At 57.3% G+C, this 14,253-nt stretch carries 14 protein-coding genes; 9 read left to right on the top strand and 5 right to left on the bottom strand.

What is annotated here, in order from left to right; all coding sequences use genetic code 11:
• Positions 1 to 150 precede the first annotated feature (150 nt).
• The 3 genes from B2R17_RS17165 to B2R17_RS17155 all read left to right on the top strand — a co-directional run bounded on the left by B2R17_RS17165 (position 151) and on the right by B2R17_RS17155 (position 3,219).
• Complete coding sequence (locus B2R17_RS17165; RefSeq protein ID WP_286764946.1) at positions 151 to 1,194, top strand: ABC transporter ATP-binding protein; 1,044 nt, start codon at positions 151 to 153, stop codon at positions 1,192 to 1,194.
• 2 nt (positions 1,195 to 1,196) lie between these two features.
• Entirely contained in the window at positions 1,197 to 2,570 is a 1,374-nt protein-coding gene (locus B2R17_RS17160; RefSeq protein ID WP_286764945.1) for an ABC transporter permease, read from the top strand.
• A 199-nt stretch (positions 2,571 to 2,769) separates the two neighbouring features.
• Positions 2,770 to 3,219, top strand: coding sequence for a hypothetical protein (locus B2R17_RS17155; RefSeq protein WP_008669588.1), 450 nt, complete (start codon positions 2,770 to 2,772; stop codon positions 3,217 to 3,219).
• Positions 3,220 to 3,379: 160 nt separating this feature from the next.
• On the opposite strand, the gene B2R17_RS17150 is transcribed toward B2R17_RS17155, so the two are convergent.
• On the bottom strand, positions 3,380 to 3,637 hold the full coding sequence (locus tag B2R17_RS17150; RefSeq protein ID WP_007333356.1) for a hypothetical protein: 258 nt from the start codon (positions 3,635 to 3,637) through the stop codon (positions 3,380 to 3,382).
• Positions 3,638 to 3,649: 12 nt separating this feature from the next.
• On the bottom strand, positions 3,650 to 3,889 hold the full coding sequence (locus tag B2R17_RS17145) for a hypothetical protein (RefSeq protein WP_008656080.1): 240 nt from the start codon (positions 3,887 to 3,889) through the stop codon (positions 3,650 to 3,652).
• Between the two features lie 73 nt (positions 3,890 to 3,962).
• Between B2R17_RS17145 and B2R17_RS17140 the strand changes: the two genes are divergently transcribed.
• Positions 3,963 to 5,216 (top strand): prenyltransferase/squalene oxidase repeat-containing protein, encoded by a 1,254-nt coding sequence (locus B2R17_RS17140; protein WP_339888726.1) that lies wholly within the window; start codon positions 3,963 to 3,965, stop codon positions 5,214 to 5,216.
• Positions 5,217 to 5,224: 8 nt separating this feature from the next.
• Positions 5,225 to 6,031, top strand: a complete 807-nt coding sequence (locus B2R17_RS17135; RefSeq protein ID WP_286764943.1) for a hypothetical protein — start codon at positions 5,225 to 5,227, stop codon at positions 6,029 to 6,031.
• A gap of 99 nt (positions 6,032 to 6,130) precedes the next feature.
• Here the strand turns inward: B2R17_RS17135 and B2R17_RS17130 are convergent, their stop codons facing one another.
• The 3 genes from B2R17_RS17130 to B2R17_RS17120 form a co-directional block, all read right to left on the bottom strand.
• The gene (locus B2R17_RS17130) at positions 6,131 to 7,339 is read right to left on the bottom strand and encodes a helix-turn-helix domain-containing protein (protein ID WP_236618073.1); all 1,209 of its coding nucleotides are present in this window, start codon (positions 7,337 to 7,339) and stop codon (positions 6,131 to 6,133) included.
• 78 nt (positions 7,340 to 7,417) lie between these two features.
• Entirely contained in the window at positions 7,418 to 8,614 is a 1,197-nt protein-coding gene (locus tag B2R17_RS17125) for a cysteine desulfurase family protein (RefSeq protein WP_286764942.1), read from the bottom strand.
• Entirely contained in the window at positions 8,611 to 9,384 is a 774-nt protein-coding gene (locus B2R17_RS17120) for a hypothetical protein (protein ID WP_286764941.1), read from the bottom strand. Before B2R17_RS17120 ends, B2R17_RS17125 begins: the two co-directional genes overlap by 4 nt.
• Positions 9,385 to 9,481: 97 nt before the next feature.
• On the opposite strand from B2R17_RS17120, the gene scpB reads away from it, so the two are divergent.
• From scpB to B2R17_RS17100, 4 genes are all read left to right on the top strand, one after another.
• Positions 9,482 to 10,939, top strand: coding sequence for an SMC-Scp complex subunit ScpB (scpB, locus tag B2R17_RS17115; protein ID WP_008669597.1), 1,458 nt, complete (start codon positions 9,482 to 9,484; stop codon positions 10,937 to 10,939).
• A 493-nt stretch (positions 10,940 to 11,432) separates the two neighbouring features.
• Positions 11,433 to 11,828 (top strand): response regulator, encoded by a 396-nt coding sequence (locus tag B2R17_RS17110; RefSeq protein ID WP_007325583.1) that lies wholly within the window; start codon positions 11,433 to 11,435, stop codon positions 11,826 to 11,828.
• Positions 11,829 to 11,900: 72 nt separating this feature from the next.
• On the top strand, positions 11,901 to 13,664 hold the full coding sequence (locus B2R17_RS17105; RefSeq protein WP_008656065.1) for a GspE/PulE family protein: 1,764 nt from the start codon (positions 11,901 to 11,903) through the stop codon (positions 13,662 to 13,664).
• An 89-nt stretch (positions 13,665 to 13,753) separates the two neighbouring features.
• On the top strand, positions 13,754 to 14,253 hold a 500-nt coding region (locus tag B2R17_RS17100; protein WP_286764940.1), incomplete at its 3' end, for a type II secretion system F family protein.

Here is a 14,253-nt window from a genome sequence, read left to right as displayed (position 1 = left end):
CCCCAAACTTCGTTTCGGGAGAGGTACGTCATGTGAAAATTTGCCGAAAAGCGGTATCAGAAAACTGCACGACCTCTGCGGCGGTGAGTGGCCCGGGCATCCAGTTTGGCGTTTCGGGGCGTTGATCGAATTGGCTAGGATGGATCGGCGATGCTGTTTTTTGCATCGCGATTGGCATTCACCTCCCGCTGGGAAACAGGAACTTTGTCCGCTCCCGCCCCGCCGCAGCCCATGGCAGCCGCCGACACCGCGGCCATCTCGGTCGATCGATTGATGAAGTCGTATCGTCGCGGTGGGAAGGATCACGCCGCGCTCAGCGGGGTGTCGTTCGATCTTCGACGTGGCGAGCGATTGGCGTATCTGGGGCCAAATGGAGCCGGGAAGACGACGATGATTCGTTGTTTGTCGGGAAGAGCCAAGCCGGATTCGGGCAGAATCACCATGCTCGGCGAACCAATCGATGCCGCGTTTGTTCGCGATTCGTTGGGATTGGTACCACAAGAGATCGCTTTGTATGAAGACCTGACCACGACGGAGAACTTGGCCGCGTTCGGTCGGTTTCACGGACTGCGCGGGCGAGTATTGCGAGACAAGATTCAGTGGGGATTGCAGTGGACCGGGCTGGCCGATCGAGCCAACGATTTGGTTGGCACGTTTTCGGGTGGCATGAAACGTAGAGTCAATTTGGCATGTGGCGTTTTGCACGAACCCGAGGTGCTGTTGCTGGATGAGCCCACCGTGGGGGTCGACCCTCAAAGTCGCCAGCGGATCTTTGCGATGTTGGCGGAATTGAATGCGGAAGGAACCTCGGTTTTGTTGACGACACATCACTTGGACGAAGCCGAAAGTCAGTGTGATCGGATCGTGATTGTCGATCACGGCAAGGTCGTTGCGACGGGTACGTTTGAAGAGCTGGTTCGGCAAACGATCGGTGGCGACCGCGAGGTGACCGTTCGATTGGATCAACCACTGCGTGGACACGGGAATGAACCGTTGGCGGTGACGGGATTGAACGTGACCGCCCGGCCAGGCGAACCAGTTGTGACGACGAAGATGGTGGAGGTCGCAATGGGATTGCCTCGATTGATCGACGCTCTCAGTCAGGCGGGCTATGGCGTGCAGGATGTCGAGGTCCAGTCACCGACTTTGCACCATGTGTTTCTCCATTTGACCGGCCATGCACTGCGGGATTGAACATGGTCTGGAAAGTCATTGAAATTCACTTGCGTCGCCTGCGTCACAACCGCATCGAGTGGTTGCTGACGTTTGTGGTGCCGATCGCGTTCTTCAGTATCTTTGCGTTGATTTTCTCTCGCGGAGTGGGCGGGACCCCGCGGGTGAAGGTGGCGTTGATCCGTGATGTCTCAGGTGCTGTCGAGGCAGATTCAGGCTTCACATCGTTGGCTTCGCTTCAGTGCGACGAAGTGATTTTGACTCTTCGTGAGAGCGAAGGCCTGAGGCTGGTTCAGGATAGCGACGAGAATCCGGCTTTGGATCGGGCGGCGGGTGAAGACTTGGTTCGCCGCGGATCCGCAACGATTGCAATCGTATTGAGTGAAGACGGCGAAGAGTTGTCCGCGGAATTGCTCAACGACGCATCCGACCAAGTCGCCAGCCAAGTGGTTTCGGCATTGGTGATGCGAGCGATGTTGATGGCAAAAACGGAGCAGATGCGAGCCAATGTTGCACAAGGCGGTCCGCGACCCGGTGGCGCGATGCCGGTCACCTCGAGCGAAGATGGTACAGCCGGCGTGAAACAGGCCCGGTTTGAGCAACCGCTTCCAAGCGAGGCCATCCGAACCGCGGCCAGCGACTCTGTGCCCATTGAAGCCGCGACCAGTGAAGCCGCGGCCAGTGAAGCAGTGAGCGGGGAAGACGCAGCGGCGACAGCGGATCGTTCTTCAGCGGAATCGTTGATGGCGCCGCCGGAAGTGAAGGTCGTCAACGTGATGGGTGAGAACAAAACCAACCCGGTCATCAGCGTTTATGCGGCGGGCATCGCGGTGATGTTTTTGTTGTTTGGCGCGACCAGCGGTGGTGGCGTGTTGCTGGAGGAGCGTGAGAATCAAACGCTGGAACGATTGCTGTCGACTCAAATGACGATGGATCATTTGTTGCTCGGCAAGTGGTTCTATTTGACGCTGCTCGGGTGTGTGCAAGTCACGGTGATGTTCGTGTGGGCTCAATTGGTCTTTGGACTGGATTTGCTCGGCAACCTGGACGGTTTCGTGATGATGACGTTGGTCACATCCGCCGCGGCGGCCTCGTTTGGTTTATTCTTGGCAACGTTGTGCAAGACTCGTGGCCAGCTGAATGGTTTGTCCGTTGTGGCTGTGCTGACGATGAGTGCGCTCGGCGGGTCGATGGTGCCGAGGTACGTGATGAGCGAAGGGTTGCGAGAGGCCGGGCTGTGGACTTTCAATGCCTGGGCACTGGATGGTTATGACAAAGTCTTTTGGCGTGAGCTGCCGCCGAGTGCTTTGCAACCGCAGCTGACTGTGCTGATGGCGACCGCATTTGGGCTTCTGGTACTGGCGCGTTTGCTAGCAATTCGCTGGGAAACTTCTTGAGAACTTCTTCGTAGTCGGTGCCGAAAACACTGCGTTTTTGCCTATCGTGACTAAACTATTGACCCTTGGTTGATGTTTGTTTGGCGCGTCTTTTGCAGAAAAAGGACGGGCCAATGTCGGCGATTCTCAAGACAGCGATCATGCGCAGGTCGTCGTTGTCTCTTGTATCCGAACCCCTTTGCAGCGATGGGATCCCATCATGACCGAAAAATTCTTGGCGAACTTGCGATCACTGCGTCGAGGCGTTTTGCACTCGCCCGCGGCACAGAATCGGACTGCTTCCGCGGTGGATGGTTCGGTTTTGATCCATGCCGAGGCTGTCTCGTCAGCCACCGATACCGCGTGGAAGCCCGGTGATTGGGCGATCTATCGCAAGAGCAAACGCAGCAAGGTTCCGGGGCCGCGAGCGTCGAGTGTGAAGCCCAACTTGAAGGGCGAAACCTACAACTACGTCGTCCAGAAATTTTGGATGGTCGACGAAGTCCACGCCGATGGCACTCTGACCATGCGAACGACTCGTGGAAAGACACATCGTGTGCCGGCGGATGATCCCAACTTAACTCGCCCGAGCTGGTTCGCTCGGCTGCGTTGGCGCGAGCGGTTCATGGCGATTGAAAACCGGTTCGGAAAATCAACCTTCGCCGCTTGAGTCGGCTGGCGGTTTTCCTCCACCCAAACGTTGGTTTCGGGCGATTCGAACCCAGGCACGATTCAAACCCAGGCACAGTTCAAACCCAGGCACAGTTCAAACCCAGACACAATGCCTCGGCCACGTGAGGTCGGCCAGCGGGAACGCTATTTGGCGACCTTTATTTGGCGATCTTTTCCAGCAGAGCGGCCACGGCGGCGGGATCGTCCGATTCACGCAGTTCTTCGATGCGAGCTTCGGGGACACCGACCTTTTCCAGGTGGCTGCACAAACGCTTCCAGACGGTCGCCCGTTTCTTTCCCTCGCTCAAGTAAAGCTCCGTGACGGCTTCTTGAGCTTTCTGCAATCCAATGGCATCCCGGTTCTGATAATAGTTCCGGATGATCTTTTCTTGGTGCGACGTGCGATTGGGAGCCATGGGCGAGCCTGCTTAGCGTTGGTTTCGTTTTTCTTCCGCACGAGCCGCTTGCAATGCGGCTGCTTCGCGGGACAGTTTGAACTCCGGACCGGCCGGGAAGTACTGCACATCATCCTGCAAATAGTGTGGGCTCGGAAGGGTTTGGCCGTTGAGCGAAACCTGGCATCCGGTGTTGGTCGCCAACAGGGCTGCGAAAGCCAAAGTGCCGATCGTTCCGCGTGTGATCCACTGCGTGTTCATCTTGTTTTCCATCGTTGTACGCCCCAACGCGTAAGGTTTTCGGACCGAACGGCTCACGCAACGAGAGCCCGTCTGCCTGAAATCGGTGACAGAATCGTTATCGGCGGAAGAACCGGAAAACCTTGACATGATTCGAGAAAAAGGTTTGGGAGAGTTTCCCGCCGGCGGGGTTCCAATTGTCCCCAGGAGTGTCACGCGAGTTCCACGCGAGAAACGAATCCGGCGTGACGCACGGTCGACGATGGGGCACAATGGGAACATGCACACGAAACACACGGGTAAGACATTGAAGTCCAACATGATTGATCGACGCCGATTTCTGCGAGCCGGTTTGGCTGGAGGAGCCGCGATTGCCGCCGGAACCGCCTCCGCACGCCCCGCCCACGCCGCCAGCCGAGCGAAGTGGGAAGAGGCCATCCAGCGTGGCCTGGAGTGGCTCAGCAGCAAGCAATCGTCCCGTGGCCAGTGGAACACCACCGTCTACCCGACGGCCATGGCGGCTTTGTCAGGCACGGCTCTGATCGGCAGCGGCAGCACGACGACCCAGGGACCCTTCGCTCGCCAAATCGCCCGCGCATCGGATTTCCTGATCAGCAAGTCGCGAAGCAACGGATTGATTGGCGATCCCCAAACCGATTCGCGATACACCTACGGGCACGGCTTCTCGATGCTGTTCCTGTCTCAGGTTCTTGGCGAGGAAGGGTTGCTCGATCGCCGCGAAGAATTGGTCGATGTGTTGGCCAAAGCGGTTGAGTTCAGCGGCAATGCCCAAACCGAGGCCGGAGGTTGGGGTTATGTGTCGGCCAAAGAAGGCAATGACTTTGACGAAGGCAGCACGACGATCACGCAGGTCCAAGGTTTACGCGGATGTCGCAACGCGGGAATTCCGGTCAGTGGCGAAGTGATCGACAAAGCAAAGGAGTACATCTATCGCTGCAAGAATCCCGATGGCGGCATCAGTTACAGCAGTCGACAAACCGGCAGCAGTCGTCCGGCAATCACCGCGGCGGCTTTGGCGGCTTTGTACAACGCCGGTGACTACGACAGCGAACATGTGCCAGACATGTTGAAGTACAGCAAAGAAACGCTGCACGACATCAACAACGGGGCGCGTGCGTTTGGACACTGGCACTACACGTATCTGTACTACAGCCAAGTCGTTTATCGGCAAGGCGACGAATTGTGGTTGCCGTTCCGCGATCGGTTGTACGACCGAATCGCAGCGGAACAAAAGCCGGACGGATCGTGGGAGGGACAAATTCATCCGGTCTATGTGACCGCGTGCAACCTGATCATGCTGCAGATCGATCGTGGGTTTCTCCCGATCTACCAACGCTGAGGCTGACGATGGATTTGGAATCGTTCAGTCAGCGTGTGCTCGAAATATTGAAACGTCACTTTCCCACCGAAGGGTTTCGGGCGGGGGAGGAACTCGGTGTGCTCACCTGCGGCGAGTTGCAGTTTGGGCTTTCGAATTTGCTTGCTCAACATCAGCAGGCAGGTTTCACCGATGAAGAATTGGAGGAAACCGTTCGCGTCACGTTCGAGCGAATGCTGGAAATGGTTCGGACCGCCGACAAGGTGTTACCCGAGACATGGGAAGAGGCCAAACCTCGATTGCGTGTGCAGTTATGCCGCAGTGACATCGAGGCGTTACGCAAAGCGATCACGTTCCCCTTTGCCAGTGACGTGACAAGCAGCGTCGTGGTCGATTCGCCTCACGGGTATGCCTACATTCGTCCCGAAGATGCCGAGCGTTGGGGCCAATCGGTGGTGGATCTGATCGAGGTCGCAAAGGAAAACTTGCTGGCCGATTCGCTGGAGTGTCCCATGGGCATCGTCGAAGGACCGCCCAAGTTCATCGCGATTCAGTCCGGCGATGGGTACGACGCCGCACGCGTCTTGTTGCCGCAAATTCGCGAACGTTTGATTCAGGAATTGAGCGACGAGTCGGATGATCCGGACATGGAGCCCGCCGCGATCGTGGGAGTGCCCAATCGAGATTTCTTGATCGCTTGGTCAGCTCAGCTTCCCGCCGATTTGCGAGAGCAGTTGGCTCGGACGGTCGCGGAAGATTCCCGCCGCCAATCGCATCCTTTGTCGGAGCAAACGTTCCGCATCACCGCCGAATCGATCTGGCCAATTCACGGTTAGGCTTCGGGTACGATGGACTTCCAAGTCCGTCGAAAACTGTTTGTACCGACTGACTTGGAAGTCCATCGTACGGTCATCCAGGCGAGTCCAGCAGTTCAATCAGTTGGAAAGCTTTTCCATGATTTGATCAGCGGAACGTCGCAGCAAAACATCGTCGTCGAGCGACCCGTCAATTTTGCGAATCGCGTGCAAGACCGTCGAGTGATCTCGGCCGCCGAAGGCATCGCCAATTTGAGTCAGGCTGTCTTCGGTCAATCGGCGGGCCAACCACATTGCCAGCGAACGGGCGCGAACGATGTTTTGGCGTCGAGACCCGCTTCGCATGTCGGCCGACTTCACTCCCAATTGCCGAGCCACGGCGGTGGTGATCGCTTTGATCGAAATCGACTGCGTGCCGCCGGCGGTTTCGATTGCCGACTGGACCGCATCGGCGCAAATCGGTTGTTCGTGCATCCGGCACCACAACGCGACTTGCTTGATCGCCGATTCAAAAGCGCGAACGGTCGATTCCGCCGGCAATCCCGCATCGAGCAATGACAGTGCCTCCGGCTCGACATCGGGCAAATGAGCCAGCATCAATTCGCGAAGGATCGTGCGTCGTGTATCGCCAGCGGGCGGATGCAGCGTCACCGTCAGGCCGGGAAGCGTACGGCTGACCAACGCCGGTCGCAGCCCGCGAACTTCCGACGGCAATCGTCGACACGTGACGATCGTCAAACGCCCTTCCGCGTCGCGAGCTTCCAAACGTTGGGCCAATTCTTCTTGAGCGGGGCCTTTGTCGGCGATTAAATGCAAATCATCCAGGACCAGGATCGGGACCGTGTCCAGCTTTTCACGAAACCGAGGCATGTCTTTCGAATCAATCGAAGATGCAAATTCGCGAGCGAAGTCGATGGCCGGTTGGTAGAGCACTCGGCTGGAAAGGACTCGCGAGGTCACACCGGACGGTCCACCTTGCTCGGTGTCTTTGTCCATTTCCATCGCTTCCCAAACGTTGCTGATGCTCATCCGTTTGGACAGGTGCAACGCGAGTGCGGTTTTGCCCGTTCCCGGTTGGCCGACCAGCAACATTGGCCGGGAAATTTCCAGCAATGTCTCGATGGGGTTTTCGCAAACGTAGCCCGCCAACCGATTTTCATCACCGCAATAAAACAGCGGGATGATCGGCCGAACGACTTCGCTATCGCGACGGCGTCGACGAAGCGACGGACGTTCGAGCGCGAAGGAGTTGACGTTGGGAGGCGAAGCGACCACAGCAAATGGCAGTGAACGAGTGGAACACGAAGGGATGACGCGTGAGGCGGTCAAACAGGATCCAATTCGATGCCGTTCGTCCGGTCGAATCTGATCACCCAGCTCCACTCTAAATGGAACAGTCGTTCACTGCTATCCTTTTTCAACCCAGTTATCCACAGTTGAAAAGCCTTCTGCCTTCGAAAATTGTCGAGAAATCAGCTCAATCGCCCGGTCAATTTCGGCTGCCGTGGAAAACCGCGAAACGCTGAACCGCAACGCCGAATCCACCAGTGCTTTGGACGCTCCCATCGCCAGCAGAACATGGCTGGGCGGGCTGCTTCCGCTGCTGCACGCCGATCCGCTGCTGCAGGCCACCCCGGCCATATCCAGCGACATGAGCAAACTTTGCCGATCGGCGCCCGGCAGCGACAAACACGTCGTTGATGGCAAGCGTGGGGCCCGCTCGCCATGAATCACCAAACTTGGGTGTCGACGGACCAGCTCGGATTCCAGTTTGTCCCGCAACGCCGTCATGTGCTCGGCCGCGCTGGGTTGCTGCTCACATGCGAGCCGGATGGCTTCGGCGGCGGCAATGACGAGAGCGACGGGTTCCGTGCCCGGACGCGTCCCCAATTGCTGCTCGCCGCCACGCAGAGCGGCCCGAACGTCCACGCCGGCATCCAGCCACAGAAATCCGACTCCCGTGGGCCCATGCAGCTTGTGTGGCGTGATCGTCGCGGCGGTGACTCCCCAGGCGGTTAGGTCGACCGGGACCTTTCCGATCGACTGAGTCGCATCGACATGCAGTGGAACGCGAAATTCGCGGCAGACGTCGGCGGCAGCTTGGATTGGCTGGATCACGCCGGTTTCGTTGTTTGCGGACATGATCGAAACGACCGAGACCCGTTCCGGTGACTTGCCTGATTCGGTGAGGCGATCCAGCGTGCGTCGCAGGGATTCCAGCAGGATGACTCCGTCGGCATCGACATCGACCCAGTCCACCTGGCGACCGGATTGCTCTTCGGCGGCAGCGGCGGCGAGGACGCTGGGGTGTTCGATTCGGCTGAGCACGATCGCACCGTCGGGCTCGCCCAATCCCGAGATGGCCAGGTTGTTTGATTCGGTGCCACCGCTGGTGATCAGCAACCGCGGCGCGTGGACGCGGGACAGGTCGCTTCCCAGGCAACGGCCGATCAGATCCGTCGCGGCTTCCAGGCGGGACCGAGTTTGCTGGCCGAGACGGTGTTGGCTGGACGCGTTGGCGGGCGTTTGCGAGAAAGCCTCTGCCAAAACACGAGCGACCGCGGGATCGATGGCGGTCGTCGCGTTGTTGTCGAGATAGATCATGTTTGTCCAACAGGATCGGCTGTTTGGCGATCTTTCTTCAAGGATTGCAGTTCGGGGTTGTTGGGCGATTCTTCGAGAGCTTCGGCGAGCAACGCATCGGCCAATTCATCCCGCTTGGCGTCTCGCATGTCGCGGATCAGGCTGACGTATTCTTCCGCCAAGTAATCCGCCACGACGGTTTTCAAGGTGGCGACATCCTCGACATCACGCGTCAATTCCATCAATCGCGGGATCAGGATGTAAAGCTCGCGATCGGCCAATTTGTCGATCGTGGGCCAGAGCTGTTTGGCGAGCTTGGGATTTTTCTTGCTCCACTGCTTCCAAACCGCGGTCCCGTCCTCCATCAAACGAAGATGATCGACCAGCAACGCAGGATCTCGCGGCTCGAGCGACTGCACACCGTGCTTGATTTCAACCAGATCCCACCGAGTTGGGACGCTGTTGGGCATGACCAATGTCTTCGATTGGGTGAGGTATCGAGCCGTCTCGGGGGTCGTGCTGACTCGGCGGATCGGCGTGATTTGCCAATGGACCAGCGGGATTTCGTAAAACGAAAACCGGCGGGTTTGGAAGTGTTTGGGGGCGAACTCGGTTCCTTCCACGTAGCCAAACATCCGGATCGCGACGAACAGCAGTCCGGCGACGATCAACGAAGAAAGCGAAATCAGCAGGATTCGGTAGCCGGTCGCAAGACGCTTTCGCGGCCGCTTGGACTGGGGCGATTGGGCGGCGGAGGACCCTGAGGACGGCGTGGCGGAGGTCGCTGACATCGTTGAAATATCCCGGCAGACGTCAAACAAACGGTTTGGTAGGTTCGCGACTCGTCATCGTTCGTCCCGAAGCCCCTTTTTTCCAAGCGTAACAAAGATGAATGGGTACGCCACACCTTGGGCCAGCGGTCGGACGATTGCCAACGCGATGCGACCGGCCTCGGTGGCGGAATCTTGGTCGGCTCCGACGCAGGGGCAACTGACGCCGAAGCAGCGTTCCTCGGCCGCCCGAAATCGCTTGATGGCGGCCAATTCGCTCTCAACGGGCTCGCAATCCAACCACGACAACCCACATCAGGTGGCCGGTTCGGATGATGTAGCGACGCCGGGAATCGATTCAGCACAAACCGATGAGCCCGTCGACGGGCGCGAATCGACCAACTCGGACACCGGGGAATCCTTTGACCCAGAGGACCGTGCGGCGGCTCGAGCGAGGATCGAAGCGGTGCTGCTGATCGCGAAATCACCGCTGAATTACCGACGTTTGGCGGCGCTCGCCGATGTGGAAGATGCGACCTCCGCGCGAACGTTGGTGGGGGAGCTGAACGAACTCTATGAGAGTTTGGGGCGTGGGATCCGAATTGAACAGGTCGCCGGCGGCCAGCGGATGATGACGCGGTCGGTCGTGGCACCATGGCTGCGCCGACTTGGTTTTTTGGCTCCAGCGATCCGGTTGAGTTGGCCGATGATGGAAACGCTCGCCGTGGTGGCCTACCGCCAAGACGTCACGCGAGCGGATGTTGAAGCCGTGCGTGGTGTCGCGTGCGGAGAAATTCTGCGACAGTTGATGCAACTGGATTTGGTCCGGATCAGCGGTCGCAGTGAAGAGCTTGGGCGGCCCTACCTTTACGGGACCACCAAACGTTTTTTAAAAATCTGCGGATTGGCATCGATAAAGTCGCTTCCGCCGATTGACTGGCACGCATCCTGCGATGATGTTTCTCAATCTGCCGACGGCGAGGTTGAAAACATTGCCGACGATTTGACTGCCGACGAATTGAACTCGAGAGATCCCTCTCAAACTGAATCCCATCCTCGTCGTGAATCTTCGGACTCTGAAACTTCGGATACAAATCCTTCAGAAACCGAGCATTTGCACCCCACCAAGGAGTCTGACGTGAGTGTCGCCGCGATCGAAACTCTCGCCACTGAATTCACCGCTTCTCTCGACGCCGATCAGTCCGGTGCCGTGGCCGTTTTGGATGCACCCGCATCCGACGCGGATGCTGCATCGTCGAACGATCCTTCGGCCGTGATCGAAGACGAAGAAGACGATCTGTATGAGAACGGCTACGAGCTCGACGACGAAGAAGATGATGACTTCGACGACGACGACTGGGATGATGACGACGAGGACAGCGACGACGAAGACGATGACGAGGATGAAGACGACGACGAGGACGATGAAGACCTAGACGACTCCGATGATGACGACGACGATCTCGACGGCACCGACGACTGGGAAGAAGTCGACGACGATGAAGCCGACGAAGATTGGGACGACGAAGATGAAGAAGACGACCTCGATGAAGAGGAAGAAGAGTGGGAAGACTGATCGTCTTCGCAACAATCTCTCTTTGATGGACTCGTCCGGTCTCGAATGGACCTGTCCAGTTGGACTGAACCGTCTGGCGGATAACGTCGACGGTTCTTGTCGTTTCTACATGCGATCTTCAACGCATCTGCAATCTTGAACGCAACGCGGTGACACGCGGTCTCTGTGCGTTCCACTTCATTTGCTGACGCAGCGCGAGAAGCCCTCTTCCGTAGCTGCCACGTTCGGCTTGCGTGTTCATCAGCACAATCGTGACGCGTGACGCTTCCATCGATGCGTTCGCTTTGCCGCGATGCCTAGCTGGCAGCCGTCAACGATTCCGATTGCAACGGTGCTGACGTTTGCGCGGATAGTCGTTTCGCTGCACGCGGGTTGCTGATGCGCGGACGCGGCATTCACAAGCCGGATGAGGTGTTTTTTCAACATCGCGCGATTGGTGACCTACCTTTCAAACGGTAGCTGTCCTTTTGTATCGCAATCCTTGCGTGAATCCATGTTTGAAACCAATCAAGCCAAACTTCTGATGGTCGAGCCCGAGCTGGTTTTGGCCGAGCTCGCAACGTTCCGTTTGGAACTGCTGGGATATCGATTGGAAGTTGTCAGTAGCGGTGCCGAAGCGCTCGATCGCTTGCGTCACGAGCCAATCGATTTGCTGATCCTGGATACCAAGTTGCCCGAGGGCGACGGGTTGGAATGGCTGACCGAATTGCGTTTGGAATTCAAAGCCGACCAAGTCCCCGCACTTGTGTTCTCGCTCGACCCCAGTCTGGAGATGGTCCGGCGAGCTTACTTGGCCGGGGCCCAGGACTACTTGATCACTCCATTTGATCCGACCGTGCTCGAAGAGAAGGTTCAACGTTTGTTGCCTTCTCACGCAGAAACCGTTTGATCGGCTGACTTGGCTACTCAACCACCCATTCACTTCCATTCCATTTCTTAGTCTTCACGACGGACTCGCACGATGAAACGCATTGGCGACATTTTGGTCGAATTGAACATTCTGACCAACGAACAAATGGACGCTGCCTTCGCGGGAAAACCACGCGGAGTGATGATCGGCGATTGGTTGGTGCGGCAATCTTTGATCAGCAATGCGCAGTTGGGTGCTGCGTTGTCAGAACAATTTTCGGTGCCGTTCGTCGACATCGATTTCTCCAGCGTCAATCCACAAGTCGCACGTCTGCTGCCTGAAGACTTCGCTCGTTCACAAGCCTCTGTGGCGATTGACGTCAGCGACCGAATGCTGACACTCGCGATGGTCGCGCCCGACGATATCGAAACCATTGCCGAAGCCGAATTGATGACCGGCTACAAAATCCGGCCCGTCGTGGCCCTGGAAGACGATGTTCGCGATTTGCTCAACCGCATCTACGACGATCGTGCTTTTGCTCGTCAAACCATTGTCGACATGAAGTTTGCCGAGATGGAAGAGTCGGGTGAAGTCACCGAAGAAGATGAACTGGCAATGTCCGCGGTCAGCCAAGAAGACGCGCCGGTGGTCAAGCTGGTTCAAGCGATTCTTTCGGGTGCGGTGTCAGCCGGTGCCAGCGACATTCACCTCGAACCACACAAACCCGAAATGCGGGTTCGTTATCGAGTCGATGGCGAATTGCAGGTGGTGATGACGATCCCCAACCATATCGAGGATTCCGTCATCAGCCGTATCAAGGTCATGGGTGACATGGACACGACCGAAAATCGTCGTCCGCAAGATGGTCACCTGACGGTGTATGAAAACGGCAAACGAGTGGGCTTTCGTATCAGCGGCATCCCAACCGTCGACGGTCAAAAGTTGGTGCTGCGTCTGCTTGATGAGGGTGGGCAAACATTCGACTTGGCCGGCATCGGAATGCCTCAACGTGACTACGAAACGATTCGTCGAGTGATCGACAAACCGCACGGAATGTTTGTGGTCACGGGGCCAACAGGTAGTGGCAAGAGCACGACGTTGTACGCCGCTCTGCAGCACCTCAACGACGATGATCGCAATATCGTTACGGTCGAAGACCCGGTGGAATATCGCTTGCCGGGAATCAACCAAGTTCAAAGTGACAACGAATTCGGAATGGGATTCGCCAACGCACTGAAGTACATCATGCGACAAGACCCCGACGTGATCATGTTGGGTGAAATTCGCGATTGCGAAACAGCGACCACCGCGGTCCAAGCCGCTTTAACGGGGCACTTGGTGATCAGCACGTTGCACACCAACGATGCCGTTGGTGCGGTGCAGCGATTGGCCGATCTCGGCGTCGACAACTTCAAGATCGCCGGTTCGTTGTTGGGCAGCGTTGCTCAACGATTACTTCGCTGTGTTTGCGAAAACTGCAAGGTCGACGCACCCGCCAACTTGAATCTGTTGGACGCTCTCGATCCTGAGCATCACGTGCCGCGAGACACCACGTTTGTTCGTGGTGCCGGTTGCAAACGGTGTCTCGGAACTGGATTCGCCGGTCGGGTGCCGATCTTCGAAATCATGCCACTCAATTCAGACATCACCGCCGCAATTGAAGCCGGCGTGCCGAATTCGCAACTCGAAGAGATGGCTCACGCTGCCGGCATGGTGCCACTTCGTCGCGCCGGTTTGGAAGCCGCCATCGCGGGCAAGACATCACTCGAAGAAGTGTATTTCAAGACCAGTGGCGACCGACGCAGCAACAATTCAACGTCGATGGTCGGCGGGCGACGATCGGTCGATCAACCTGTTCCAAGTGCCATCGCCTAGTTTCCCGTTCATCGCAACTCCTCCGTCGCTGATCCGATCGTGGCGACCCAATCGAATTTTGCTTTTGTACTCTGCCTTGGTGCAACCCAATGTCATTCCCTGCTAGCACAACCAACGCGACATCCTCCGGCGGTGTGATGGGCTTTCTGCGAAAGCTCAACTCGATCGAGGTGGGAGGTCCCAAGCGAGGTGTTCCAAAAGGATGCGAGTCGACTCGTATACCTCCGGTGCCACTGGCGCAGCTAATGCGGTTGCTGCTGATGTTGCTTCAAAACGGCTTGACGTTGCCAAAGGCACTCGGCTCACTTGCGATGGACAATTCCAATCGCAAGTACAGCAGCGTTTTGATGCGGATGCGAAGCACCATCATGGCGGGTGGATCCATCAGCGACGCAATGGCTCGCTATCCAAGAACGTTCCACAAGATGCAAGTCCAGCAAGTCCGATTGGGCGAGCGCAGCGGCTCATTGGAAATGGCTCTTCTGAGAGTCTGTGAGCAAGTCGAACGCAAGGTTGCACTGCGAAAACGAATTTTCAAAAAGATCAGCTATCCCGTCCTGATCAGCGTGGCGGGTTTGGGTTTGATGCT

The organism is Rhodopirellula sp. UBA1907 (assembly GCF_002337565.1).
GTDB lineage: Bacteria > Planctomycetota > Planctomycetia > Pirellulales > Pirellulaceae > Rhodopirellula > Rhodopirellula europaea.
The sequence above is the reverse complement of the archived record's forward strand: the minus strand, read 5'-3'. Positions and strand labels throughout refer to the sequence as shown.

Bases quoted from the DNA above. Each gene is read 5' to 3' on its own strand.
- B2R17_RS17165 (WP_286764946.1), top strand. From the start codon at position 151: ATGCTGTTTTTTGCATCGCGATTGGCATTCACCTCCCGCTGGGAAACA.
- B2R17_RS17160 (WP_286764945.1), top strand. From the start codon at position 1,197: ATGGTCTGGAAAGTCATTGAAATTCACTTGCGTCGCCTGCGTCACAAC.
- B2R17_RS17155 (WP_008669588.1), top strand. From the start codon at position 2,770: ATGACCGAAAAATTCTTGGCGAACTTGCGATCACTGCGTCGAGGCGTT.
- B2R17_RS17150 (WP_007333356.1), bottom strand. From the start codon at position 3,637: ATGGCTCCCAATCGCACGTCGCACCAAGAAAAGATCATCCGGAACTAT.
- B2R17_RS17145 (WP_008656080.1), bottom strand. From the start codon at position 3,889: ATGGAAAACAAGATGAACACGCAGTGGATCACACGCGGAACGATCGGC.
- B2R17_RS17135 (WP_286764943.1), top strand. From the start codon at position 5,225: ATGGATTTGGAATCGTTCAGTCAGCGTGTGCTCGAAATATTGAAACGT.
- B2R17_RS17125 (WP_286764942.1), bottom strand. From the start codon at position 8,614: ATGATCTATCTCGACAACAACGCGACGACCGCCATCGATCCCGCGGTC.
- B2R17_RS17120 (WP_286764941.1), bottom strand. From the start codon at position 9,384: ATGTCAGCGACCTCCGCCACGCCGTCCTCAGGGTCCTCCGCCGCCCAA.
- scpB (WP_008669597.1), top strand. From the start codon at position 9,482: ATGAATGGGTACGCCACACCTTGGGCCAGCGGTCGGACGATTGCCAAC.
- B2R17_RS17110 (WP_007325583.1), top strand. From the start codon at position 11,433: ATGTTTGAAACCAATCAAGCCAAACTTCTGATGGTCGAGCCCGAGCTG.
- B2R17_RS17105 (WP_008656065.1), top strand. From the start codon at position 11,901: ATGAAACGCATTGGCGACATTTTGGTCGAATTGAACATTCTGACCAAC.